Genomic DNA, 25,188 nt, shown 5'->3' on the forward strand with positions numbered 1-25,188 from the left:
ATGTAAATGAGCAAATTGCTTCGGATACGGTATTCCGGCATATTAAAAATTCCAGACGGTGTCTGGAAAATTGAAAAGATGGCTGCTCAGTTGAGTAGCCATCGGGTACATTATGAGAAATCAGTTGTTTCTCTGTTATTCAGGAAAATATGGTGTGTGTGATAAGTGAAGCTGAAAAGCATATCGGCATTTTCTTTACTGCCGTCTAAAAAGGAAATATCATCGGCAAGGATAAAAAGAATTGCTAACAGCTTCTTGATATATCCGGTGTAGCAGGCATAATCTACATAGATGTTGGCGATATATCCCTCGGCAAATTCTATCAGGTCAGCGTCAATTTCAAAGCTATTGGATAGTTCGTAAACGGTTTTGATAAATTTATCCTTGTCAGCAATTCGCTCTTTACTTGGAACACTTCTGCGGTTCTTCTGTATAAATTTTAAAAAATCATCAGCTTCCGTAAAGTCAGGAGTGATTGTGTTGCCAGTTCCCAAATCTGTTTTGTAATCCTCAAATTTCTCTTTTTCAAACCGATTACTGAATATTATCTTTTGTTCGTCCATTCCTTTTACCCCTAAGTTTATTCTATGGAGATTGTTTAACTTGGCTCTTGGGTTGTGATTTGTCTTTCGCCATTAACAATCGTGAATTACTACTTTTATAGTATAACATAAAAACAGTTGGGAATCATCACTAATAGTTGGTTTGACTTCCTTTGGGTGCGTGTGATTTGAAATCAACTTAACCTATACTATTAGTTATGGAAACACACTAAGGGAGGTGATGTGATGAAGCTCGATACAATCGGCAAGAATATAAGAAAGTTCCGACTTGCGAGGAAATTACGCCAAGAAGATTTGGCTGAGAAAACAGATTTGACAACAAATTATATTGGTATGGTTGAGCGTGGAGAGAAAATTCCGTCACTCGAAACTTTCATAAAGATAGTAAATGCTTTAGGTGTATCATCGGATATGGTTCTTACTGATGTCCTGGAAACGGGATATACAGTCAAGAACTCAATGCTTAATGAGAAGCTTGAAAAACTTGCTCCTGAAGATAGAAACAGAATTTATGAAGTTATAGATACACTTGTGAAGCAATCAAAGCAAATACTTCCATAAAACACAGAAGTTCGTCCTAATCGACGAGCTTTCTTTTTTCGGTATAAAAAATTTCTGCTATCGACAAATTTTTCGGGACTTCGACAGAGAGAATATGCTATAACAACAACTGTCAGTGATAGACACATACTAATAGACATAGGAGGAAGTAGAAGTGAACGACATTTTCAGACAAATAGCAAAAGAAAATGGAACAACCGAAAAAGCAGTAAAAGAGGAAATGCAGTTTGCCATTCGGGAAGCAATGAAAAGTGCTGAACCGGAAGCAATCGCTTTTTGGAAAGCAGTTGCACCGGACGGAAAAGAGCCGCCGATAGAAAAGGTCATAGCAATGATTGCGTTGAATGTTAATAATAGAATGTATAATTGAGGTGCTTCGGCATCTCTTTTTTATTATTCTTTAGAAGAGTTGCATTAGGTGTTTGCAAAAAGTGACACCTTAGTGTCTGAAAGGTTACATTTCTGTCTGAAATCTTGAAATGCCTGAAAATTTAATATATAATGTTAAATGGTTAACTGTAACGAAGAAGAATTATAAGATGAAGAGGTGTTACTGATGAAGATATGCTATAACAAACTTCAAAAACTTATGATTGACAATCAAATGAAAAGACAGGATTTAATGCGTGCAGCCGAAATTACATCATACGCTGCAACGAAGATAAATAAGAATGAGCCAGTATCTCTTGAAGTACTGATGAGGATATGTCAGGTGTTTCATTGTGATATTGGAGATATATGCGAAGTTATTTTAGACGAAGATTAAAACACGGAGGTAATTATAGATGGCAAGGGCTGCTAAACCAAAGAAAGAAATATCAATGGAAGAAGCACTTTGGAAAAGTGCTGATAAACTGAGAGGTTCTGTTGAGCCTGCGGAGTATAAGCACGTTGTTCTGAGTTTATTCTTCCTTAAATTTGCCAGTGACAAGTTTGAGGAATGCCGTAATAAGATTATTTCTACACACGGCGAAAAGTATGCGGATATGAAGCCGTTTTATACTCAGGAAAATGTATTCTATCTTCCTGAAGAAAGCCGTTGGAAGTACATTATTGAAAATGCAAAGCAGGACGATATTGCCCTGAAGATAGATACAGCACTTTATACGATTGAAAAGAACAACCCGGCACTGAAAGGTGCTTTGCCGGATAACTATTACTCCCGCTTACATATTGATACGGCAAAGTTGGCTTCTTTGCTTGATGAAATCAATCGTATCAACACTGATGATAAAGAGAACGACATTATAGGTCGTGTATATGAGTATTTTCTTAGTAAGTTCGCTCTTGCAGAAGGAAAAGGTAAAGGAGAGTTCTACACACCAAAGTGTATTGTAAACCTGATTGCCGAAATGCTTGAGCCTTACGATGGAATACTTTATGACCCTTGTTGCGGTTCGGGCGGTATGTTTGTGCAGTCCATCAAGTTCGTAGAAGCACACAGCGGTAATAAAAAGAAAGTGTCTATTTACGGTCAGGAATACACAAATACCACTTTCAAACTGGCAAAAATGAACTTAGCTATCCGTGGTATTTCTGCAAATCTTGGAGAAATGGCAGCCAATACATTTACCAATGACCAGCACAAAGACCTTAAAGCAGATTTCATTATGGCAAACCCGCCTTTCAATCAGAAGCAGTGGAGAGCCGAAAATGAGCTTGTAGATGACCCTCGTTGGAACGGCTATGAAGTTCCGCCGACAAGTAATGCAAACTATGGTTGGATACTGAATATTGTTTCCAAACTCTCTCAAAACGGTGTAGCAGGTTTCTTGCTTGCCAATGGTGCATTATCTGATGATGGTACAGAGTTAAAAATCAGACAGCAGCTTATAGAAAATCATTTGGTAGAAGCAATCATTATTCTTCCGAGAAACCTTTTCTATACCACAGACATCAGCGTTACCCTTTGGGTACTCAATAAGAATAAAAAGGCTCGTGTCGTGGAACAGAATGGAAAGCTAAAACGCTATCGTAATCGAGAAGATGAAATACTCTTTATGGATTTACGACAGATGGGCAGTCCTTATGAGAAGAAGTACATTGAATTGACAGAGGAAGATAGAGCCAAAGTTACAAGTGTATATCATAACTGGCAGCAGGAAGGCTATGAGGAAACTTATGAGAATGTGCCGGAATTTTGCTATTCTGCTTCTTTTGATGAAGTAAAGGAAAAAGGATTTACTCTTGTACCGAGCAGATATATTGAGTTTGTCAACCGTGATGAGAACATCGACTTTGATACCAAAATGAAATCATTGCAGGGAGAACTCAAAGAACTTCTTGCTCAAGAGGAAAAATCTAAATCAGATTTGCTTGCTGTATTTAAGGAGTTGGGATATGAAATCGAATTATGATATTTTAGGAAACCATATCCGACTGATTGATACTCGGAACAGAGAAAGCATAACAGACAGAGTTTTGGGAATTAACATAGACAAGTTCTTTATGCCGTCGGTTGCAAATGTCATTGGTACGGATTTGAGTAAATATAAACTGATAACAAAAGGAAAGTTTGCGTGTAATCCAATGCACGTTGGTCGTGATGAACGACTTCCGGTTGCATTGTATGATGAAGAAGAACCTGCTATTGTTTCTCCGGCGTATTTTATGTTTGAGGTAGTAGATAACAGCATTTTGAATGAAGATTATCTGATGATGTGGTTTCGCAGACCGGAATTTGACCGAATTTGTTGGTTACATACTGACGGGAGCGTTCGTGGTGGGATTACTTGGGATGATATATGCAGACTAGAATTGCCTATTCCGCCTATTGAAAACCAGCTTGAAATAGTGAACAGTTATAAGGCAATTACGGAGAGAATTGCTTTAAAGCAGAAGATAAATGATAATTTAATAAACACCACTGATACAATTTTCTTCAAGGTGTTCTTAGAAAATAAGCCGACTGCCACAATATCTTTCACGGATATTGTACAACTTATGGGTGGTGGCACTCCTAAGACAGATGAAGATAGTTTTTGGAACGGTAACATTCTTTTCTTTACTCCTAAAGATATTTCACGTTCACCATTTTGTATTAGTACCGAAAAGCATTTGACCAATGAGGGGTTAAACAACTGTTCAAGTCGATTATATCCACCATATACAACATTCGTTACCTGTCGTGGAACTGTCGGTAATTTAGCTTTAGCAGGTGTACCTATGGCTATGAATCAATCGTGTTATGCTTTGAAGGGAAAGAATGACTTTCCAGCCTTATTCGTATTCTCTTTTACCCGATATGTAATAGCAACAATGAAGAAAAAAGCATCGGGAGCTGTTTTTAGTTCATTGGTAACACGAGATTTTGAAATGGAAAAAGTATTTGAACCTAATTTTGAAGACGCAATTCTATTTGAAAAGCGTGTCGAACCTCTTTTTGCTCAAATTCTTGCAAATACCAATGAAATACAACAGCTTCTTGACTTGCAAAATGCTTTACTAACTCAGTTATCAAGCCGCTAAATTATCATTTACAATAGAACTCCCATCAGTGGCGGGAGTTAAAACAAGGGACTGCCACTGGTAGTCGTTCTCTTAAAAAAGAAAAGGAGAATTGACTATGAAACAGAACCTAATCACTGATGTTATTCAAGGAATGTTACCTTATCTGAATAACGCACAGACAGAAAGATTGCAAGAGGTGTTGCAGTATACACTTTTTGATTATGAGGTAACAAAGATAAAAAAAGATGAGGAACTTTCAGAACAGAATTTAGTAGAATCTTTCCTATCGGCAAAGCGTATTGAAGGCTGTTCTGAGAAAACTCTGAAATACTATAATGCAACGATACAGTCAATGCTTGATGGTATTGGAAAGAGTATCAAATATATCGTAACTGACGACATTCGTTGTTATTTGACAGAGTATCAAGCAAAGAAAAAATCAAGTAAAGTTACGATAGATAATATAAGACGAATACTTTCCAGTTTTTTCTCTTGGCTTGAGGACGAGGATTATATTTTGAAAAGTCCGGTCAGGCGAATACATAAGGTTAAGACCGGAACAAACATTAAGGAAACTTATTCAGATGAAGCACTTGAATTGATGAGAGATAATTGCACAGAACTCAGGGACTTGGCGATGATTGATATGCTTGCTTCAACGGGGATGCGTGTCGGAGAAATGGTGTTGCTAAATCGTGAGGATATAGACTTTAACGAAAGAGAATGTGTGGTTTTCGGCAAAGGCGATAAGGAGCGAATAGTATATTTTGATGCAAGAACAAAAATACATTTGCAGAATTACTTAAATAGCCGAAAGGACGACAATCCAGCACTTTTTGTTTCATTACAATCTCCGTATAATCGAATGAATATCGGAGGTATTGAAGTGAGATTACGACAGCTTGGAAAACGCTTGGGATTAAATAAGGTACACCCTCATAAATTCAGGCGAACACTTGCAACAATGGCAATAGACAAAGGAATGCCAATAGAGCAGCTTCAGCAGCTCTTGGGGCATAGAAGAATAGATACGACATTGCAATATGCAATGGTCAAGCAGAGCAATGTGAAAATTGCTCATAGAAAATACATTGGTTAAGGTGGTAGGAATGGAAAAAGGATATAAGATATTAGGCAATTACATTCGACTTGTGGACGAGCGTAATAAGAATTTAGCCGTAACAAAGTTGCTTGGCGTAAGTATAAGTAAAAAATTTATTCCTTCAATCGCAAATATTGTAGGAACTGATTTATCGAATTATAAGATAGTCAGAACGGGACAGTTTGCATACGGACCCGTTACTTCACGAAATGGAGAGAAAATTTCTATTGCTTATTTAGATGAAGAAGATTGTATCATTTCAAGCTCTTATACAGTTTTTGAAGTTGAAAATAAAGAGGAACTTGACCCTGAATATCTTATGCTTTGGTTCAGCCGACCAGAATTTGACCGTTATGCAAGGTATAAGTCACACGGAAGCGTAAGAGAGATTTTCGATTGGAATGAGCTTTGTATGGTGGAACTTCCAGTACCAGATATTGAAAAGCAGAGAAAAATAGTGAAAGCCTACAAGACGATAACCGATAGAATAGATTTGAAACAGAAGATAAATGATAATTTAGCGGCTTGACATTGTTGTAAGAATTATTTTCTGCAATTCTTGCAGTTTTTCTATTTCAGAAAGATTTTCTTCTTTGCAATAAATAAGGCTCATAACCTTTTGGGAGAAAGATTTCTGTAATTCAAGTGGTGGAATTGCTATTCCATAAGCATGAACATCGTTTCGATTTAATGTAGGAACTGCACTACCACCAACAAAGCCATCATAATTTAGATTTTTGAGCAAATAAAATACCCACAACGGTTCTGCTTCATAAATTTGTTTTACATAGAGCGATGTGTTATGTGTCCAACAGTTGCAAAGGTACAATCTTGGGTTGCCAATATTGCCGCTTCGTCCCATTACAATAACAGGAGCTTCAGCAGTAAACTCATCATGATACCCAATTGTTCCGGTTGAACCTGCAACGGGATATTTACCACCAGTCATTTCAGTTCGAGGTAAATCATGCCCCCTTTGTAGTTGCAACACATCGCCAACAGTGCCTTGTTTCCAAGAAGATTTATCTGAGTTGGACTCAAAATATTTTTGATACAATGTTTGAGCAGTATCGTCTAAATTATCATTTACAAGGAGGAACCTATGTCATTAGCAGATATAATTCAGATTATAATCGGAGTATTGTCACTGGTGGCAACAATAGCAGTTTCTTTTTTGATTTATTGGTTGCAATCACGACATGAAAAGGAAATACAGAAATTGCAATGCGAAAAGGAACGTATAGCATTGCAAGAAAAAGCTCGACTTTTTCTAATTGATAATCAAGAGGAAAGAGATTATTTGCCGTGGTGTATTATAGCAGCTAATCTATATCCGCTTGAAAAGCATACAAGGAAAATTTATTCGGAATACTGCCGGTGTTCTGAAGAATTACAAAATGAGATATTAAATCAAGCCGGATATAAGATTAAACAATTTACGGGAAAGTATTGGTTACAGGGATGTATAGATAAACTTCAGCAAGATATAGAGAAATATAATTTGGGAAGGGATTATTTGTATGATGGAGCAAAATATTTTCATCGAAGTTATGATAGATACCGAGAATTAGAATGGAACGGCACTCCTAATATCTTTGAACCTATAAATAAAGAAAATCGTCTGATGATGATTTTGAATGTGGCTCAAATATCTATTGGAGAGTATATTGATGAATATTTCTATTATTTCGTAGATAAAAAAATGGATTTTGATAAGGAAACACCTATACCTCCGATTGATTATGTATGGGAATATCAAAGTCTAGCACACACAAGAGAAGAAACCGTTTGTATGTGGATGATGGAACTTGTTGAGAATATAGCAACAATTATAAATAATAAGTTTGGCGAAGATGTTGATTGTCAGTTTTTCTTAGAGTATACCGACGCACAAGCAGAAACTTATGAAGATAAATATTATGAAACAGTACAAGCACTTTATAATGCTTATTATACAAGTGTAGTTGCATCATAATTTGATGCAGAATACCAAAGGAGTGAACGCAATGGCAAATTTTAATGAACACGCATTGGAAATGTCAATAATGGAGTTGTTCAAAGACGAGGGGTACACCTATGTCAGTGGCGACCAGATACACAGAGAAAGGACGGAGGTTCTGCTTACGGACGACCTGAAGCAATACCTCTATAATCGCTATGCGAAAGATGGTATCACACCGAGTGAGGTGGATAGTGTCATTCTAATGCTGCGTAATATTTCCGGTACAATTTATGAAGCAAACAAAGCTGTATTTAAGTTGCTCTGCGATGGATTTATTCTTAACCGTGAGGATAGAACGCAGAAAGACCTCTATATTGAACTTATTGATTTCGACACTCCCGAAAACAATATTTTCAAAGCGGTTAATCAGTTTGAAATTGAAGGCGTAAATAATCAGTTGCGTATTCCGGATGGCATTGTGTTCGTAAATGGTATTCCTGTTGTTGTTCTTGAATTTAAGAGTGCGGTACAAGAGAATACGACCATAATGGACGCATATAAGCAACTTACAATCCGTTACCGTAGAGATATTCCAGAGATTTTCAAATACAATGCGTTTGTTGTTATCAGTGATGGAGCAAATAATAAATATGGTTCTTTCTTCAGCCCATATGATTTCTTCTATGCGTGGAGAAAGATAAACTCAGACGATAAAGAACTGGACGGTATCAATTCCCTTGTGACAATGGTAAAAGGACTTTTCCGAAAAGACCGTTTGCTTGAAGTTATTAAAGATTTTATTTATTTTCCGGATAACTCAGATAAGGATTTGAAGATAGTGTGTCGTTATCCACAGTTCTTTGCGGCAAATAAATTGTATGAGAATATCAAGGCTCATCTTCGCCCCGAAGGAGATGGTAAAGGTGGTACATACTTTGGAGCGACAGGCTGCGGCAAGAGTTATACAATGCTTTTTCTTACCCGTATGCTGATGAAAAGCAAATACTTTTCTTCTCCGACTATTCTTATTATTACGGACAGAACAGACCTTGACGACCAGCTTTCCAAACAGTTTGTAGGTTCAAAGAAATATATCGGGGATGAAACGGTTGTAAGTATTGAGTCCCGTGAGAAACTTCGTGAGGAGCTTCAAGGACGAGAGAGTGGCGGCGTTTATCTGACTACCATTCAGAAATTCACAGAGGATTTGCAGCTTCTTACAGACAGAACGAACGTTATTTGTATTTCTGATGAAGCACACAGAAGCCAAATCAATCTCGACCAAAAGGTTAAGATTACAGAGTCAGGTGTTCAGAAAACCTATGGCTTTGCCAAGTATTTGCACGACTCCTTACCAAATGCAACTTATGTTGGATTTACCGGAACTCCGGTTGATGGAACAATCGAAGTCTTTGGTGGTGTTGTAGACGCATATACAATGACGGAAGCTGTTAAGGACGGTATTACAGTTAATCTTGTTTACGATGGTCGTGCAGCTAAGGTTATGCTTAATCAGGACAAGGTAAGACAGATTGAAGAATATTATGCACAGTGTGAGCTTGAGGGAGCAAATGAACATCAAGTAGAAGAAAGTCAGAAAGCAGTTGCCAAAATGGAAGTTATTATTGGCGACCCTGATAGACTTCGTGCTGTTGCAGAGGACTTTATCAAGCATTATGAAACCCGTGTGGCAGAAGGTGCAACCGTAGCAGGCAAAGCAATGTTTGTATGTTCCAACCGAAATATAGCATACGATTTCTATAAGATAGTAAAGGAACTCAGACCGAAATGGACAGAAAAGAAGATTTGTGATGATGGTGTTGTTCTGAGTGAGAAAGATAAAAAAGAGTTGAAGCCAATGGAAAAAATCAAGTTGGTTATGACTCGTAATAAAGATGATGAAAAAGACTTATTTGATATGCTTGGCACAAAAGAGGATAGGAAAGAATTTGACCGTCAGTTCAAAAATCCGAAATCAAACTTTAAGATTGCCATTGTTGTAGATATGTGGCTGACTGGTTTTGATGTGCCGGAGCTTGATACGATTTACATTGATAAGCCTATTCAGCAGCATACCCTTATTCAGACGATTTCTCGTGTAAATCGTGTATGCGAGGGCAAAGATAAAGGTTTAATTGTTGACTACATAGGTATTAAGAAAAATATGAACACTGCCCTCAAGAAATATACGAATTTTGAGAGCGAAGAATTTGAAGGTGTGGAGCAGTCTATCACGATTGTAAAAGACCAGTTAGAAGTTCTTGGTCAGATGTTCCACAACTTTAACAGTAGTGATTTCTTCAACGGTTCTCCTACTGAACAGCTTGCCTGCCTGAATCGTGCAGTTGAGTATGTGCAGTTGTCTGAAGAACTGGAAAGAAGATTTATGGCAGCAGTCAAGAGAATGAAGCAGGCATTTAACCTTTGTAGTTCAAGTGAGAAATTCTCTGATGAAGATAAAGATTATATCCATTTTTATTGTGCTGTCCGTTCTATCCTTTTCAAGTTGACAAAAGGCGATGCACCGGATATTGAGCAGATGAACGCTCGTGTCCGCAAAATGCTTGAGGGTGCAATTCAGTCTGATGGCATTGAGGAATTATTTGAAACCGGAAAGCATATATCGGTGGATATTTTCAGCGATGAGTATATGGATAAGATAAATGCTATTCAGTTGCCGAATACGAAAATTAAGATACTTCAAAGACTTCTTTCTCAGGCGATTGACGAGTTTAAGAAAGTTAATAAAATTATGGGTGTGGAATTTGCAGACAGACTCAAGAAAGTTGTTGATGAGTATAATAACCGACGTCGTGATGAAGCGTATGCCAACGAAGTCCTTGATGATGTTGCGGAGCAGCTTGCACAGTTGTTGTCTGAACTGAAAACAGAAAAGAACTCCTTCAAGAATATGGGTATAGATTATGAAGAAAAAGCTTTCTATGATATTTTGAAAGCAGTTTCCAAGAAGTTTGAGTTTGAATATCCGGACGATAAAATGATTGAACTATCCAAGAGGATAAAGTTGATTGTTGATGATAAGTCACGCTATACCGATTGGTCTGCCCGTGATGATATTAAGGCAAACTTGCAAGTGGATTTGATATTGCTGCTTGATGAGTTCGGCTATCCGCCAGTAACCATTGATGATGTTTACAAGGAAGTTCTTGAACAGGCAGAGAATTTCAAGAAGTATGCACAGTAAATGAGAGGTGTAAATGTAAATATGTTTTATGACGATTTAAATACAGAAGAACAAGTATCATACCTTATTAAACCAATCCTTCAAGTCCTTCAGGAAGCAGGTGGACAGTTAGAGCGTTCTGAAATTAGAGACAGAATTAGTGAGTTAGATGAGCATATTGCTGAATTTGAACAGAAACTATATACATCTAATAAAACAGGAAATCAGTACAAAAAATTTGATTTTAAGTTTAATTTTGCTATTAAAGAGCTTAGTTATGTCGGACTCATATCTTATGTGAAATTCAATCCAAAGATTACACTTACTCAAGATGGAGCAAATGTAGATTTAACAGATTTTGATGTTAAGACAGAAGTAAGGGATAAGGCTCGAAGCTATTGGGAGGAACATTCGACTAAGAACAAATCGAAAAACAAGCCAGTAGAAACACTGGAGGTTTAAGACGAGGAGAATGAATCCACAGATGACGAATTGTTAGATGATTTCAAGGTAAAACTTCAGAGTGCAATCGCTAATATGTCTCCAGCAAAGTTTGAACAATTTTCACGAGCACTTCTTACAAAGATGGGAGTGGAGTTTACCAACAAAGGCGTTCAGGTGTCAAATGATGGTGGCATTGATGGTTATGGATATCACGTAGATGCCGATGATTTTAGAACAACCAGAGTGGTTATTCAGTGTAAAAGATTTAATTCAAATCCAGTGAGTGAGCCGGATATCAATCAATTTCTTGGGGCGATGAACAAATATCAAGCCGATTATGGAGTATTTATTACTAATAGCCGATTTACCAATAAAGCAAGAGAGGCTGCGAGAGAAGGTACGCCGATAACACTGATTGACGGAAATGATTTAATCAGACTGGTTATTAAATATGAATTGTATATAACACCAGTCACAACATATGTATTGGATGGTTTTTATACCGAGGATTGACACTAACGATAAGGATTATAATAGTTTTTGTTTAGACGAAGAAGATATTAATCCTTTACAAAACTTTGTAGCACAGATTAAGTCTGCTGACTCAGATAGTGTAATTTATGTATCTACTTATGGCTATGAAATCACAAATAGTAAAGGAGAAAAATCAACATACGCCGATGCTCTTTGGATTGACACAGTTTTACCTATTTCCCAAATAGAGAGATATATTGAAAAAAGTGGTGTTGCTGAACCAAGTAATATTTCTTTTGTTGGAGATAGTGATGAATGTGGAAACTATAAAGTATGGATTATAGCTCAGGAAGAGAATAATCCTCATATTATAGAGCTGACTGACCGCAAGAAGATAGACCATATGATAATATTATATTGGGATTGATAAGTTATAAAATTCAAGTTTGAAAGGAGTGTTAAATATGAAATTCCCATTTTATGATGCACCAAATACAGCTACAATAACCTGTTGCCACATATTAGAGAATGGAGAACCTATTTTGTATGTATCACATGATGAAGATGATGGAATGTGGCAATTTCTATGTGGAAAAGCACATGAAACAGACGAAGCAAAGTTAGTATCCTTAAAATCAGTATTCGACTTAGATAATTCTGTTGGTATTCTAAAGGATATGCCTTGCGGTTACTATGCTGAAAGAAAAGCTCAAGATGATGAATGGAGTGTTAGAAAACGGTAACTATCAGCTCGGTCAATTCAAGTTTGGAGAATTGAGAAAATCGGAAGTTATGGAGGTACTTTATGAACGAGAGAGAAAAAATTATCCGATTATGGTTTGATATGTGGATTAAGAAAGCAGATTTAGGAATTGACAATATTTTTACAGATGATGTTGTATATACTGAGAGTTGGAGTCCTAAATATGAAAACCGCAAAACGGTAAAGCACTGGTTTGACGAATGGAATACACGCGGAAGTGTTCTTGTCTGGGAGATTAAGCAATTTTTTCATCAAGGCAATCAAACAATCGTGGAGTGGTATTTTAAAAGCAAAATGAATAATGGAAATGTTGAAGAATTTGACGGAATATCTTTAATTGTATGGACACAGGATAACAAAATAAAATCATTAAAAGAGTTTGGTTGCAATCTTCATAATTACAATCCATATCGAGATAGTGATATTCCCGTATTTCGAGAAGAAAAAGCAAATTGGTTTTGAGAGGACTATAAATTCAAGTTTGTCGAGCAAAGGAGGTGCTGTAACAGATGGATGAACATTCCTATGACGATATAATCAATCTGCCGAATCCGACATCGAAGAACCATCCTCGTATGTCACTTCACGACAGAGCAGCACAGTTTGCACCTTTTGCGGCACTTACAGGACACGATGCAGCCATTAAAGAGACTGCAAGGCTAACAGATGAACGGTTAGAGTTAAGCGATGAAGTCATTATGAAATTAAATGACCAATTAAATATGATTAGAGATAATATCGGCACAGAACAGGAAATATCAATAACTTATTTCGTGCCTGATGATAAAAAATCCGGAGGAGCATATCTCACGCATTCCGGCATAGTGAAAAAGATTGATGAATTTGAACGCAAACTGATTATGCAGGATGAAACAGTAATTCCGACTGAACAAATCAGCGTGATACAGGGAGAAATGTTCAAAGGACTATATGAGTAATAGCTTGGAAAGGGCAAACAATGGAAACAAAGCCGAGAATATTATACTTAAAGAAAATATTAGAGGAACGAACGGACGAGGAACATCCGCTTTCGACGACGCAGCTAATCAATATATTGAATGATGAATACGGAATATCTGCACATAGAACGACGGTCACAAAAGATATTGCTGCACTTCAGGAGTTTGGAATGGATATTGTTACTATCCATTCTACTCAGAGCAAATATTTTGTAGCCAGCCGTAAGTTTGAATTGCCGGAACTGAAACTGCTGATAGATGCAGTGGAGTCATCGAAGTTCATTACAAAGAAGAAAAGCGAAACTCTGATTGAGAAGATACATACGATGACCAGTCCGGGGCAGGTGGCAAAGCTGAAGCGTAATAACTATGTGGTCAATCGCATTAAGCCGGATAATGAGCAGATATATTACATTATTGACGCTATAAACGACGCCATCAATGCAGGCAAGCAGATTTCTTTTCAGTATTATGATTATACTGGATTAAAGAAAAAGGTTCTGAAGAACAAGGGCGAAGTGTATAAGCTCAGTCCGTATAAACTTCTCTGGTGTGGGGACTATTATTATGTTCTCGGATATTCTGAGAAGAAAAGTAAGGTTATCAATTTCAGAGTAGACCGTATTGCTTCAAAACCTGAGATATTGGATAAGGACATTATTCCTATGCCTGATGATTTTGATATTGAAAATTACACAAAGGAAGTTTTCTTTATGTTCTCAGGCGAGAAAGTTCTTGTGGATTTACGGTGTGATAACAGTCTGATGAAAACAATGGTTGACCGTTTCGGAGAAGATGTGACAACCCTTGCGTATGATATGACGTCTTTCAGGGTACAGACCGAAGTATCAGCCAGCCCTACCTTTTTCGGTTGGGTGTTTGGCTTTAATGGAAAAGTACAGATACTTGCACCGGAAAGTGTGAAAGAACAGTACAAACAGATGATTGCACAAGCCGATGAGGGTATGCAGGAAAAAGGAAACAAAGAACAGGAAATGTAACACTCCAAAGCATACGATGTCAAGAAACGGCAGAATCTTCCCACAAAGCTCGAAGTATGAATATGCTTAGGGCGTGGAGTTTGAAGTTTATCCGTTTGTGAATACAACCGCCCCAAACTATCATTGTGAAATTTGGTTAGCCGTGAACGAAAAAGGCGAGTAATAAGGACAGCAACTGCGAGTTGCTTGTTTGAGATAATGCGTGAGACTATAATAAAGGTGTAAGGGAGGTACTGCATAATGGATACAAAACAGGTCATACTTGAACTTCGTACTCAAAAGGGAATGTCGCAGGATGAGCTTGCAGAAAAAGTTTTTGTAAGTCGTCAGGCAGTTTCACGTTGGGAAAACGGAGAAACAGTTCCGAATACGGAAACATTGAAATTGCTGTCAAAAGTATTCGATGTTTCCATAAATACACTTTTAGGCTCACCGAGAAAGCTTATTTGTCAATGCTGCGGAATGCCGCTTGAAGATGATGATATTATCGGACACAATCACGATGGTTCTTTCAATGAGGACTATTGTAAGTGGTGTTATGCCGACGGAACATATACTTACAATGATATGGATGATTTGATTGAAGTTTGTGTTAAGAATATGGTAAGCGAGAATTTCACGGAGGAACAAGCCCGTTCTTATATGAAAGAGCTGCTTCCTACTTTGGATTACTGGAAGAAATATGATGAGCTTAGTGATAACGGTCAGTTTGAAGAATTCAAGAAAAAGTTAATCAATGAAATTAACGAATCGAATGTTGACGGAATGCCAAAGGTGGAAAAACTGAATGCCCTTGTGGGAAAGTATGTGAATCTTGAGTACCGGCTTCCGAATGGGCAAGCGGCTAAGTTTTTGAATGAGGCAAAGACATATCTGGGCAATCAGCTTGAATGTGAATACGGCGGCGATAGATGTTTCGGCGTTGTTGCAGATATGGATTTTATTCTTATTTGCACTTATGAAGAAGACGGTAAGAATCCGGAACTTGTATTGTATAAGAAAAGATGAGAATAGAGAAAAATAGTAAGCCATTGGAGTTAATGATTTCAGTGCAAGCAAAGAAATTTTGAGGTGTTAGCAATTTGCGACACCTCTTTTCTTTTGCGAAAAACCTACTTGAAAAATTCTTCGTATCAGGTATAATAAAACTATCGAAAGCAAACTGCTTCCGATAGAAAAGAAAGCGAGGTGCAGGTATGAGAAGCAAGAGTCCTGAACTTATGAGTGAGATAAAAAAGTACATCGAGGATTATTACCTGCAAAACAGACAATCCCCATCGACTACAAAGATTGCTGAAGCGGTTGGTATTGCCAGAGGTACAGCATATAAATACTTGGTAGAGATGGCTGAGAAGAATATGATTGAGTATGACGGGCAGGAGATTCGTACCAATGTGACCCGTAAGTACAGTGGCGAACAGACACAGACACCGATTGTAGGTTCTATTCCTTGTGGCAGTCCTCAGTATGAGGAAGAAAATATTGAAGAATATGTATCACTTCCTACTGCCATTTTCGGCAAAGGAGATTTCTTCATATTAAGAGCAAGCGGTCAGTCTATGATTGAAGCAGGGATTGATGACGGCGACCTTGTGGTTGTTAAAAAGCAGGTAGAAGCCAATGATGGCGATATAGTAGTTGCCCTTGTGGATAATCAGAATACATTGAAACGCTACTTCCGAGATGATGAGAATAAGAAAATCATTCTCCACCCGGAAAATAAGAAGATGAAAGACATCATTGTAGATGAGTGCTGCATTCAGGGTGTGGCTTGTCACATCATCAAAGAACTATAACAGAGGACAGACGAATGAAAACACTTGAAGGAATTCGCTATCTAATCAATTTGGATAGTGCGGAAATACAACAGAACTTTGCCGGAGGAGTTGCACCGCCGGACAAGGTGGAGTCGGAGGTGGACACAACTTGAGTATTTATATGTCAAGAGCCGAGTTGGAAGAAATCAGCGAAGGCTTGATAACAGCTTATGCTAATAAGTTTAGCAATCGAGTGATTCAATCCATCGACATAGAACATTTCATTACAGAATTTCTTATGTTACGAATTGAATACGCTTCTTTCGCAGAAGATGATGCAGGCAGGATTGGCTTTCTGGCAGATGGAGCAACACCACTGCTGGTACATCAGGACGGAAAAATTATTCCCTTTGTTTTCCCGAAAGATACCATCGTACTTGATAAATTTCTTCTTGCTGAAAAGGAGCAGGGACGTCGCAGATTTACAATGGCACACGAAGCGTCACATCATATCTTGAGTAAGATGTATGCAATGCCGAGTGAAGGACGCTTTCATGCAGAGTATGACAGTGAGCGTAGTTATTCCAAAGAGGAACTGGCTCAGATGTTTGCGTCTGTTGAGTGGCAGGCAGATACAATGGGAGCTTCGCTTCTTATGCCGAGAAGAATTATTGAAAATGCCTTGGCGAAATATAATCAGTCAAATCCGATAAGAGTTTATGGCGATAATACCATTACTTCAAAGGATAAAGCAGTTATCCGCAGAATGGCAGCTTATATCGGAGTATCTTATACAGCCTTGGTTATCAGATTGAGAGATATGGGGCTATTTGAGTATCACAATATCCTTGAGTACATTTCCAATGAGTTAAATCTGGGAGGTGTTTCGCAATGAGGTTACAGACTCAGGTAGCACCTGAAATACAAAAGAGATTGCTTCTGTCAAGAGTAGAAGCAGAAAGTCTGAAAGAGCGTGATATTCTCTGCCCGACTTGTGGGTTCAGGATACAAAGAGTATTTTCAGACGCAACCGGACATTTGAGTGTGAAGTGTCAGAAATGCAAGAATGTCCATATCTTAAATCTCGCTTACTTCCGCAGAATCCGCAGGAACGGATATAGTAGGAATTGCAGGCGATGAATATTACAAGTAAATATCGAAACGATTTCTAATCGAGTAAGCGGAGATAAGCAATTTATTTGCTAAACTACCAAGCACCGTACGAAGCCGGATAAGTGAAGAATAGAAGTATTCTTTGCTGTCCAGATTCGACGGTGCTTTTTTTGTTGCTGTTTTATTCGATTATGCTTCGTGCAGTATTAGGTCTTTTCCCTTACTTGGGAAAGGACTTTTATGTTTTATAACGCTTGGCAGTGCCAGATAGCTGAGTACCCGTAATCTCCGAATTTTGAAACTTATCAATTTTTCAAAATTCAAAGGAGATTACGGAAATGACAAACAAACTTACATTAACAGAACAAGAAGAATTATTTGCAAAGGATTGTAAACTGATAAACCTTAAATACGAATATAACGGTTATACCGGAGATGAAAAATGGGCGATTATTACGGAATTGTCTGTAAAAGAGCTTTGGGAGAAGTATCCCCTTGTTATAGAAAGATATTCTCCGTTTGTACATCTTTCCATTGCACAGGGAGAGGTAATTGACGATGCAAACCGAAATGAGGACAAGTATGCAAAGAGAAGCAGTCGCACACTTGACTGCTATGGATATGACGATGAAATGTCCTCACAGTTCCATAAAGAACTTGCCATTATGTTTGACGACCCATTTGAAAGAGCAGAGGAAGAAAGACTTGAACTGGAAAGAGAAGAATTGCGTCAGTGTGAAATTAGGAAAGCAAGAATAGCACTTTCAATGTTGCAGCCACTTCAAAGGGAACGCCTTATGAAGAATGTGTGCTGCGGTCTGAGTTCCAGAGCGATTGCAAAGCAGGAGGGTGTATATTACAGCTCCGTAGATAAGTCTATTGCAGCGGCAAAGAAAAATTTTATCAAATTTTATGAAAATCTCTGATTTTGGGTGTGCATTTCAGCACCCTTTGTCCAAATGAGTGAAGGGGTTATTTCATTCCGGATACGAATGACACTTTAAAAATTTGATTCTTGTGAGGTTATGTATATGAAAGAAAAAATGATTTGTCGTGGGGATTTATTCTACTATGACTTTGGAGATAACAGTGGTTCAGTACAAAGCGGAGAGCGTCCGGTGCTTGTCGTTCAGGCAGACGATTATAACCAGAATGCTCCAACGATTATTGTTGCAGCGGTTACAAGTGTAATCAAGAAAAGATATTTGCCATCGCACATTATTCTTGGCGAGGAGTTTGGACTGAAGAAACCGTCAATGGTTCTTCTGGAGCAGATACGGACGGTCAATAGAGAGGATTTGCGTGAATACATAGGTACGGTAGATGATGATAAACTTTTCAGGCAGATAAACGCAACTTTGAAAAAGACATTTGGACTTTGGGTTTACAAGCCGGAGGAGAAAGAAAATATTCGTTGTCTATGCCCGAAGTGCCTGAATGATTACATCCACAATCCGGACTATATTGTAAGGCGACTTGACCCATTTGCAAAGCGAAAAGACAGATGTGATAAGTGTGATGGGGATGGTTGGGATTATGTTGTTACCGACAGATATTCATCAAAGAAAGAAAAGAGGGGAAGCAATGACAGAAAATAAAATCATTATTCCTATCTGGAAGAAGTCCAATCTTACAGTAGAAGAAGCCGCAGCTTATTGTGGTATTGGCTCAAGAAAATTAAGAGAAATGTCCGACTCGGAGTTTTGCCCTTTTGTTCTTTGGAATGGAAGTAAGCGACTGATTAAAAGAAGAAAACTGGACGAATATCTTGATAATGCGTATTCGATATAGCTGATTTGTAAAATGTGCGATGGGTCGGTTCGCATGATAGGCTCATCGTCATTTTTTAATTATCATAAGGGCAGAAAAAAACAAGGAGGTGCTTCCGTAATGGCAGATACAGAAAAGATTATCCGAAAAAAATATGATGTGCCGATATGGCATAAGTCTAATTTGACGATTGATGAAGCAGTTGAATATTCTGGCATAGGTAGAGAAAGACTGAGAAAACTAACAAGCCAAGAAGAATGCCCATTTGTTCTTCATATAGGAAATCGTCGAATGATTAAGAGGAGGATTTTTGATGAATACATTGAAAAACTTACTTTCCTTGAATGATGATGAACGCTTACTTGCCGAAGTAAGAACATATCAGGAAAAACTCATAAGCAATGCTGAAGAACCGATATGGGAAAGAAAGTGGCTGACAATCGAAGAAGCCGCAGCATATTCCGGTATAGGAAGAACGAAGTTGCGTGAGTTGTCTAATCAAGCAGGTTGTCCCTTTGCAATATGGATAGGCAATAAAATCCATATTGTGAGGGAACGACTGGACAAATATATAGATAAGCAGTTTAGAATTTAGGAGGATACAATGGCGACAAAAAGAAAAGATAAATCAAGGGTTGTTCTGAAAACCGGAGAGGTTCAGAGAAAAGACGGTACTTATCAATTTAGCTGGCAGGACAGCCAGATGAAAAGAAGATTTGTTTACGCAAGAACTTTAGATGATTTGAGAGAAAAAGAGAAGCGTATTCAGAAAGATAAATGTGATGGTATTAAGACTGAAGCACGATACACAACCATTGATGAATTATTTGACCTTTGGGCAAATATGAAAAGAGGGCTGAAGAATAATACCTTTGAAAATTACAAATATATGTACAATACCTTTGTGCGACCAGTGATTGGAAGTAAAAGAATATCAACGCTGAAGAAATCAGATATTAAGAAATACTACAATTATCTTGTTGATGAAAGAAATTTGAAGCCTTCAACGATTGATAATATACATACGGTTCTTCATCAGGTTTTACAGATTGCTGTCGATGATGACTTTATCAGAAATAACCCGTCAGATAATGTGTTGAGAGAATTGAAAAAAGCACATTGTTTTCAGTCGGAAAAGCGTAGAGCGTTGACGAAACCGGAGCAGGAGCTATTTCTGAATTTCCTGAAAACCCACCCTGTATATGAACACTGGTATCCAGTCTTTGCAGTAATGATAGGAACTGGACTTCGTGTGGGAGAAGTGACCGGATTGAGATGGTGTGATATTGATATGGAAAGTGGAATGATTGATGTTAATCATACTCTTGTATATTATGACCATAGGGCTGAGGGAAGTAAAAGCGGCTGTTATTTCAATGTAAATACAACGAAGACTCCGGCGAGTATGAGGCAGGTTCCAATGCTTGGCTTTGTGAGAGAAGCATTTGAACAGGAGAAACAGAAGCAGGAAGATTTAGGACTTCATTGCGAGGTCACGATTGACGGATATACAGATTTTATTTTCATCAATCGTTTTGGTCAGGCACAGCACCAAGCCACACTCAACAAAGCAATCCGAAGAATTATCCGTGATTGCAATGATGAGCAGTTTTTGCACAGTGATGAACCTGATGTGTTACTTCCTCATTTTAGCTGTCACTCGCTTAGACATACATTTACAACAAGAATGTGTGAAGCTGGAGTAAATATAAAGGTCATTCAAGACGCACTCGGACATTCAGATATTTCAACCACATTGAACATCTATGCTGATGTTACAAAGGAAATGAAAACGGCAGAGTTCAAAGGACTGGACAGCTACTTCATAGCATAATATTGGATTTCACATACGGAAAGAGAACATACAGAGTGTTGTGTGTTCTTTTTTCTTGTTCTGAAGCAGGAAAAGATAAGGCAGCGTTACTTTGATGTGGATTGACATTGTAAATAAGAGAAGTTATAATTTCTTGTATATGAATATGCTCTTGCATATACTACTATCGCCCTACATCATTTACATCATATTTTACATCATTTGCCCGCAAAGTGACTCAAAGTAGAGCAAAAATATGAAGTATGGGGGATAATTGGAATATGGAGAATTTAATAGTATTAACACCAGCTTGGTCGAGTATGAAAGAACCACAAAAAGGGTCCCACATATGAAGCTGACAAAAGATTCTAAAAAAGCTAACAAGACAAAAATAGAGGCACTTGTTAAAACAAGTACACCTGCATCTTCAGAAGTAGTTAACAAGATTCCAACGATTGATTATTCAAAAGTAGAAATTGAACCTTTATTCAAAGATTTCGTTGATTTTGAAACATTCTCTAAATCAGACTTTAGAGCTGTAAAGGTAAAAGAATGTCGTGCTGTTCCAAAGAGCAAGAAGTTATTAGAATTCATCTTGGATGATGGAACAGGAGAAGATAGAACGATCTTAAGCGGTATCCATGACTATTATGAACCTGAAGAACTAGTTGGAAAAACATTGATTGCAATCGTCAATTTACCACCAAGAAAAATGATGGGAATTAATTCTTGTGGCATGATCATTTCAGCAATTCATCAGGAAGAAGGCCAGGAACGTTTGAACCTTTTGATGGTAGATGATGCTATTCCTGCGGGAGCTAAATTGTACTAATAATTAAAACTTAATAAAAGTACTCAGAATGTTCTGAGTGCTTTTTATTTTGATAATCAAAATAAATGCTTGAAAAAACAAGTTTTAATCACTTAAAATATTAAATATGAAAACTAGAGAAATTGCTTATGGCGGATTAAGTATTGCTTTATTGGCGATATGTTCATGGATATCAATACCTTTTACGATTCCATTTACATTACAGACGCTTGCTATGTTTCTTATATGCCTTGTTTTTGGTGGGAAAAAGGGAACTATATATGTATTTGTCTATATTATAGCTGGAGCGATTGGATTACCCGTTTTTTCAGGATTTAGAGGTGGAATAGGTGCTTTGATGAATCTGACTGGTGGATATATTCTTGGTTTTTTATGGAGTTCACTTTTTCTATGGTTGACAGAAAAATATTGGATAAATAATTCAAAACTTTTTATTCTTTGTTCAGTTATAGGATTATGTCTTTGTTATGGTTTTGGAACGTATTGGTTTTTAAATGTGAGCTTGCAAAATCAAAACATTCTTTCAGTTAGAAGTGTTTTATCGGTTTGTGTATTTCCTTTTATTATTCCGGATTTAATTAAAATCATTTTAGCCTATAGCATAGGAAGAAGATTAAGATCACATTTACCTTGATACTTTTTTATCTATTGTAGAAGTAATAAAAAAGAATAAATGGTTTTTATGATAACATGTATTTTGTTTATAGGTTGCAGCAAGCAACAGATCTTATCTGGTAATTCAAAGGAAAGTATAAACTTACAAAATGAAGAATTCACAAATGAATCAAATAGGGAGAATGAAAATAAGATGCAGATGAATGTTAAAGTAGGAGATAGAAATTTTATCGCAACATTAAAAGCTAATGAAGCAGTAGACGTATTGGTTGAAATGTTAAAAGAAACGGGTATTACTATTAAAATGAGTGATTATGCAGGCTTTGAAAAAGTAGGCGCTTTGGAAACAAATTTACCTACAAATAATCAACAAATAACGACACAGCCGGGAGATATTATGCTTTATCAAGGAAATCAAATTGTTTTGTTTTATGGATCTAATACATGGAATTATACTCAAATCGGACATATAAACAATTTATCCGGATGGCAGGAAGCATTAGGGAATGGGGATGTAACAATTACACTTTCTTTGGAGGAAAAAGTTGAATAACTTATAGTCCGATTTAAAACGAAATATAAGTTTCAAAAAGTTTCAAAATATATTTAATTTTTCTCTTGTTTTTATAAACAAAGTTTCAGAATGCTTAAATCATCTTGTCTTTCATTAAATTAAGGTTTAATTTGAAGATGAAAAAAGGAGGAAAACCTAATGAAAGGTGGAATTAAGATTGTTACAATTGGTGGAGGAAGTAGTTATACTCCAGAACTTATGGATGGCTTCATTAAACGATATCATGAATTACCTGTTCGAGAAATTTGGCTGGTCGATGTAGAAAATGGAAAAGATAAAGTCGAAATTGATGCAGCTATGGCACGTCGTATGTGGGAAAAAGCCGGATATGATGTTAAAATTTACACAACATTGAACCGAAGAGAAGCTTTGACAAATGCAGATTTTGTCACAACTCAATTTCGTGTAGGATTCTTAGAAGCACGTATCAAAGATGAACGCATTCCTTCTTATTATGGAATGTTAGGCCAAGAAACAAATGGAGCAGGGGGTATTTTCAAAGCTTTTCGTACTATTCCTGTTATTTTGGATATCGTAGAAGATATGAAAGAGCTTTGTCCAAATGCTTGGTTGATTAATTTCACGAATCCAAGCGGGATGATTACAGAGGCAGTTGTTAAATATGGAAAATGGGATAAAGTTGTAGGGTTATGCAATGTACCAGTAATCGCAATGATGAAAGAACCTATCGCAATTGGATATGATGCTAAAGAGCTAGTTTACCAGTTTGTTGGTATCAATCATTTTCATTGGCATAAAGTCTATGATAAACAAGGAAAAAATATCACACAAAAGGTTATTGATGCTATGTTTGAGGGAAAAGATATTGGATTACCGGCTAATATTGCCAATGTTCCTTTCTTTAAGGAACAGGTTGAACAGATGCAGATGATTCCTTGCGGATATCATCGGTATTACTATCGATCACAAGAAATGCTGGAGCATAGTTTAGAAGAATATAAAACCATAGGGACTCGTGGTCAACAAGTCAAGGAAACGGAAGAGCGACTATTCAAACTTTATGAAGATCCAGATTTAGATACAAAGCCAGAAGAATTGAGTCTTCGTGGCGGTGCATATTATAGTGATGCTGCATGTGAATGTATCAATTCCATATACAATGATAAGAAAACACATATGGTTGTAAGCACAAAGAATCGAGGAGCTGTTCCTGAATTACCAGAAGATTGTGTGGTTGAAATCAGCTCAGTCATTACTGCAAAAGGCCCAATGCCAATAGCATGGGGAAAATTGCCAAGTGCACAAAGAGGATGGCTTCAATGTATGAAAGCTATGGAAGAATGCACGATCGAAGCAGCTATTACCGGAAATTATGGTTTGGCTTTAGAGGCGTTTATTTTGAACCCTTTGATTCCATCTGGAAAAAATGCTAAAGAAGTCTTGGACGAGTTATTGATTGCTCATGAAAAATATTTACCACAATTTAAAGATAAGATTGAAAAGCTTAAAATGAATGGTGTAACAATTCGTGACAAAGTTGTTTTCGACTTAGTAAAAGAAGGCAAATAAAATGAATCTTCAGGAACAAATTTTATATTATTACAAGAAAAAGAAATATAATTGTTCTGAAACGATAATTCATGCGGCTAACGATGTATATTCGCTTAATCTAGACAAAGACAGTATGAAAATGTTAGCGGGTTTTGGAAGTGGTATGTATTCAGGTAAAACATGTGGTGCTTTGATTGGATGTGTTGCTGTTTTGTCTAAATTATTCATTAAAGAGAAGGCTCATGATCAACTCTCAGAATTTAGAAAAGCTATTCAACTTTGTGTACGTAACTTTACAGAAGATTTAGGCGATACTGAATGTAAAAATATTCGACCTCATTCATATGATCCGAATCTACATTGTCTGTATACCGTACAGAAGGCCGGTATGGCTCTAGAATCAACGATTGCTGAGATAAAAAAAGAATATGAGTTAGAGTCATAAAAAAGAACTGTTAAGTAAACTGAATAATGAAACTATACAAAAAAATGGATTCCATATGATGGGATCCATTTTTTATGTGCTTGTGTGTGAAGAAAAGGTGATAAATAAGCAAAATGTTTAAATTTATAACTTCCTATCGTCCATATAATCCATTGCATTTAAAACATATTTCTTATTTGTTAAACGATCCTGGTTATAGATACAACCAAATAAGATATCCATAACATATTGAAGAGCTATATGACTGGAATATTGCACGATTCTATCTTGTAATTCTTCACAGTTGCTCATGCCTAGATGTTCACAAATATATT

The 25,188-nt window shown here is 37.1% G+C and carries 32 protein-coding genes and 1 pseudogene; 30 read left to right on the forward strand and 3 right to left on the reverse strand.

The features are described from left to right. Positions 1-110 precede the first annotated feature (110 nt). On the reverse strand, positions 111-563 hold the full coding sequence (locus tag HMPREF0367_RS05470; protein ID WP_008118497.1) for a hypothetical protein: 453 nt from the start codon (positions 561-563) through the stop codon (positions 111-113). A 225-nt stretch (positions 564-788) separates the two neighbouring features. Here HMPREF0367_RS05470 and HMPREF0367_RS05475 point away from each other — a divergent pair, with 225 nt between their 5' ends. From HMPREF0367_RS05475 to HMPREF0367_RS05505, 7 genes are all read left to right on the forward strand, one after another. After that, entirely contained in the window at positions 789-1,124 is a 336-nt protein-coding gene (locus HMPREF0367_RS05475) for a helix-turn-helix domain-containing protein (protein ID WP_002594686.1), read from the forward strand. A 154-nt stretch (positions 1,125-1,278) separates the two neighbouring features. Next, entirely contained in the window at positions 1,279-1,494 is a 216-nt protein-coding gene (locus HMPREF0367_RS05480) for a hypothetical protein (RefSeq protein ID WP_002594687.1), read from the forward strand. Between the two features lie 186 nt (positions 1,495-1,680). Further along, entirely contained in the window at positions 1,681-1,890 is a 210-nt protein-coding gene (locus HMPREF0367_RS05485) for a helix-turn-helix domain-containing protein (RefSeq protein ID WP_002587820.1), read from the forward strand. Positions 1,891-1,909: 19 nt separating this feature from the next. Further along, positions 1,910-3,481 carry a type I restriction-modification system subunit M gene (locus HMPREF0367_RS05490; protein WP_023920526.1) on the forward strand — a complete coding sequence of 524 codons (1,572 nt, stop codon included), beginning with the start codon at positions 1,910-1,912 and terminating at the stop codon, positions 3,479-3,481. Positions 3,482-3,572: 91 nt separating this feature from the next. Beyond that, entirely contained in the window at positions 3,573-4,592 is a 1,020-nt protein-coding gene (locus HMPREF0367_RS10635; RefSeq protein WP_187365569.1) for a restriction endonuclease subunit S, read from the forward strand. Between the two features lie 97 nt (positions 4,593-4,689). Then, positions 4,690-5,673: a site-specific tyrosine recombinase/integron integrase gene (gene xerA / locus HMPREF0367_RS05500; RefSeq protein ID WP_023920531.1), complete on the forward strand. Its 984-nt coding sequence runs from the start codon at positions 4,690-4,692 to the stop codon at positions 5,671-5,673. Positions 5,674-5,683: 10 nt separating this feature from the next. Beyond that, positions 5,684-6,205: a restriction endonuclease subunit S gene (locus HMPREF0367_RS05505; RefSeq protein WP_015530032.1), complete on the forward strand. Its 522-nt coding sequence runs from the start codon at positions 5,684-5,686 to the stop codon at positions 6,203-6,205. Here the strand turns inward: HMPREF0367_RS05505 and HMPREF0367_RS10050 are convergent. Continuing rightward, positions 6,194-6,733, reverse strand: a complete 540-nt coding sequence (locus tag HMPREF0367_RS10050) for a restriction endonuclease subunit S (RefSeq protein ID WP_211237381.1) — start codon at positions 6,731-6,733, stop codon at positions 6,194-6,196. The two genes, HMPREF0367_RS05505 and HMPREF0367_RS10050, sit on opposite strands and share 12 nt — an antisense overlap. Before the next feature lie 45 nt (positions 6,734-6,778). On the opposite strand from HMPREF0367_RS10050, the gene HMPREF0367_RS05515 reads away from it, so the two are divergent. The 23 genes from HMPREF0367_RS05515 (at position 6,779) to HMPREF0367_RS05625 (ending at position 24,874) form a co-directional block, all read left to right on the forward strand. Continuing rightward, positions 6,779-7,651: a hypothetical protein gene (locus tag HMPREF0367_RS05515; protein WP_008118517.1), complete on the forward strand. Its 873-nt coding sequence runs from the start codon at positions 6,779-6,781 to the stop codon at positions 7,649-7,651. Between the two features lie 31 nt (positions 7,652-7,682). Beyond that, the gene (locus HMPREF0367_RS05520; RefSeq protein ID WP_035402033.1) at positions 7,683-10,823 is read left to right on the forward strand and encodes a type I restriction endonuclease subunit R; all 3,141 of its coding nucleotides are present in this window, start codon (positions 7,683-7,685) and stop codon (positions 10,821-10,823) included. After that, positions 10,824-11,264, forward strand: a complete 441-nt coding sequence (locus tag HMPREF0367_RS10730) for a winged helix-turn-helix domain-containing protein (protein ID WP_248660667.1) — start codon at positions 10,824-10,826, stop codon at positions 11,262-11,264. A 75-nt stretch (positions 11,265-11,339) separates the two neighbouring features. Further along, positions 11,340-11,759 carry a restriction endonuclease gene (locus HMPREF0367_RS10735; protein ID WP_248660668.1) on the forward strand — a complete coding sequence of 140 codons (420 nt, stop codon included), beginning with the start codon at positions 11,340-11,342 and terminating at the stop codon, positions 11,757-11,759. Next, positions 11,737-12,147 (forward strand): hypothetical protein, encoded by a 411-nt coding sequence (locus tag HMPREF0367_RS05530; RefSeq protein WP_148449378.1) that lies wholly within the window; start codon positions 11,737-11,739, stop codon positions 12,145-12,147. Before HMPREF0367_RS10735 ends, HMPREF0367_RS05530 begins: the two co-directional genes overlap by 23 nt. Before the next feature lie 37 nt (positions 12,148-12,184). Then, entirely contained in the window at positions 12,185-12,463 is a 279-nt protein-coding gene (locus HMPREF0367_RS05535) for a hypothetical protein (protein WP_005342358.1), read from the forward strand. A gap of 62 nt (positions 12,464-12,525) precedes the next feature. Further along, positions 12,526-12,945: a nuclear transport factor 2 family protein gene (locus HMPREF0367_RS05540; RefSeq protein WP_003864537.1), complete on the forward strand. Its 420-nt coding sequence runs from the start codon at positions 12,526-12,528 to the stop codon at positions 12,943-12,945. A 47-nt stretch (positions 12,946-12,992) separates the two neighbouring features. After that, positions 12,993-13,421, forward strand: a complete 429-nt coding sequence (locus HMPREF0367_RS05545; RefSeq protein WP_008118560.1) for a hypothetical protein — start codon at positions 12,993-12,995, stop codon at positions 13,419-13,421. Positions 13,422-13,441: 20 nt separating this feature from the next. Next, positions 13,442-14,443 carry a helix-turn-helix transcriptional regulator gene (locus HMPREF0367_RS05550; protein WP_035402043.1) on the forward strand — a complete coding sequence of 334 codons (1,002 nt, stop codon included), beginning with the start codon at positions 13,442-13,444 and terminating at the stop codon, positions 14,441-14,443. Between the two features lie 240 nt (positions 14,444-14,683). Beyond that, a complete protein-coding gene (locus tag HMPREF0367_RS05555; protein ID WP_035402046.1) occupies positions 14,684-15,451 on the forward strand; it encodes a zinc ribbon domain-containing protein in 768 nt (255 codons plus the stop codon). A gap of 188 nt (positions 15,452-15,639) precedes the next feature. Next, positions 15,640-16,239 (forward strand): transcriptional repressor LexA, encoded by a 600-nt coding sequence (gene lexA, locus HMPREF0367_RS05560; RefSeq protein ID WP_008118564.1) that lies wholly within the window; start codon positions 15,640-15,642, stop codon positions 16,237-16,239. A 142-nt stretch (positions 16,240-16,381) separates the two neighbouring features. After that, positions 16,382-17,095, forward strand: coding sequence for an ImmA/IrrE family metallo-endopeptidase (locus HMPREF0367_RS05565; RefSeq protein ID WP_240386305.1), 714 nt, complete (start codon positions 16,382-16,384; stop codon positions 17,093-17,095). A gap of 556 nt (positions 17,096-17,651) precedes the next feature. Then, complete coding sequence (locus tag HMPREF0367_RS05575) at positions 17,652-18,239, forward strand: hypothetical protein (protein WP_002594702.1); 588 nt, start codon at positions 17,652-17,654, stop codon at positions 18,237-18,239. A 105-nt stretch (positions 18,240-18,344) separates the two neighbouring features. Then, positions 18,345-18,911: a type II toxin-antitoxin system PemK/MazF family toxin gene (locus HMPREF0367_RS05580; RefSeq protein ID WP_035402058.1), complete on the forward strand. Its 567-nt coding sequence runs from the start codon at positions 18,345-18,347 to the stop codon at positions 18,909-18,911. Further along, positions 18,898-19,104, forward strand: coding sequence for an excisionase (locus tag HMPREF0367_RS05585; protein ID WP_002594704.1), 207 nt, complete (start codon positions 18,898-18,900; stop codon positions 19,102-19,104). Before HMPREF0367_RS05580 ends, HMPREF0367_RS05585 begins: the two co-directional genes overlap by 14 nt. 99 nt (positions 19,105-19,203) lie before the next feature. Next, positions 19,204-19,431 (forward strand): excisionase, encoded by a 228-nt coding sequence (locus HMPREF0367_RS05590; protein ID WP_002594705.1) that lies wholly within the window; start codon positions 19,204-19,206, stop codon positions 19,429-19,431. Then, positions 19,397-19,678 carry an excisionase gene (locus HMPREF0367_RS05595; RefSeq protein ID WP_023920548.1) on the forward strand — a complete coding sequence of 94 codons (282 nt, stop codon included), beginning with the start codon at positions 19,397-19,399 and terminating at the stop codon, positions 19,676-19,678. The genes HMPREF0367_RS05590 and HMPREF0367_RS05595 overlap by 35 nt, the downstream gene beginning before the upstream one ends. A 9-nt stretch (positions 19,679-19,687) precedes the next feature. Further along, positions 19,688-20,917, forward strand: a complete 1,230-nt coding sequence (locus HMPREF0367_RS05600) for a tyrosine-type recombinase/integrase (RefSeq protein WP_035402061.1) — start codon at positions 19,688-19,690, stop codon at positions 20,915-20,917. A 328-nt stretch (positions 20,918-21,245) separates the two neighbouring features. Beyond that, entirely contained in the window at positions 21,246-21,728 is a 483-nt protein-coding gene (locus tag HMPREF0367_RS05605) for a methionine--tRNA ligase (protein ID WP_035402064.1), read from the forward strand. 106 nt (positions 21,729-21,834) lie between these two features. Then, a complete protein-coding gene (locus tag HMPREF0367_RS05610) occupies positions 21,835-22,362 on the forward strand; it encodes a biotin transporter BioY (protein WP_035402067.1) in 528 nt (175 codons plus the stop codon). A 48-nt stretch (positions 22,363-22,410) separates the two neighbouring features. After that, positions 22,411-22,896 (forward strand): cyclophilin-like fold protein, encoded by a 486-nt coding sequence (locus HMPREF0367_RS05615; RefSeq protein WP_211237382.1) that lies wholly within the window; start codon positions 22,411-22,413, stop codon positions 22,894-22,896. Positions 22,897-23,055: 159 nt separating this feature from the next. Beyond that, positions 23,056-24,447 carry a 6-phospho-beta-glucosidase gene (locus HMPREF0367_RS05620; protein ID WP_035402073.1) on the forward strand — a complete coding sequence of 464 codons (1,392 nt, stop codon included), beginning with the start codon at positions 23,056-23,058 and terminating at the stop codon, positions 24,445-24,447. Position 24,448: 1 nt separating this feature from the next. Continuing rightward, positions 24,449-24,874 (forward strand): C-GCAxxG-C-C family (seleno)protein, encoded by a 426-nt coding sequence (locus HMPREF0367_RS05625; protein WP_035402076.1) that lies wholly within the window; start codon positions 24,449-24,451, stop codon positions 24,872-24,874. Positions 24,875-24,997: 123 nt separating this feature from the next. On the opposite strand, the pseudogene HMPREF0367_RS10440 reads toward HMPREF0367_RS05625, so the two are convergent. Next, positions 24,998-25,188: pseudogene (locus tag HMPREF0367_RS10440) on the reverse strand (MurR/RpiR family transcriptional regulator); the annotation flags it as partial.

This window comes from Faecalitalea cylindroides ATCC 27803 (assembly GCF_000469305.1).
Lineage (GTDB): Bacteria > Bacillota_I > Bacilli_A > Erysipelotrichales > Erysipelotrichaceae > Faecalitalea > Faecalitalea cylindroides.